We start from the raw sequence: 255 nt of genomic DNA, 5'->3' as shown, positions 1-255 counted from the left end.
TCGAGTGGTTCGCCGAGGAGGGAAAGCGGGCCTACGGCCAGATCATTCCGCCGCGCGCACCCGATGTCACCCAGATGACCGTCAAGCTGCCGGTCGGTCCGGTTGCCGCCTTCACGCCCTGGAACTTCCCGATCAACCAGGTGGTGCGCAAGCTGTCGGCGGCGCTGACCACCGGATGCTCGATCATCGTCAAGGCGCCCGAGGAAACACCGGCGTCGCCGGCCGAGCTCATCCGCTGCTTCGTCGATGCCGGGC

General features: G+C 67.5%; 1 protein-coding gene. It reads left to right on the top strand.

Going from position 1 to position 255, the window contains the following annotated elements; genetic code table 11:
• On the top strand, window positions 1-255 hold a 255-nt coding region (locus tag IB262_RS36870), incomplete at both ends, for an aldehyde dehydrogenase family protein (protein ID WP_192494600.1).

Source organism: Ensifer sp. ENS02, from assembly GCF_014851885.1.
GTDB classification, from domain to species: domain Bacteria; phylum Pseudomonadota; class Alphaproteobacteria; order Rhizobiales; family Rhizobiaceae; genus Ensifer; species Ensifer adhaerens.
This window is presented reverse-complemented; position numbering and strand designations above follow the sequence as displayed.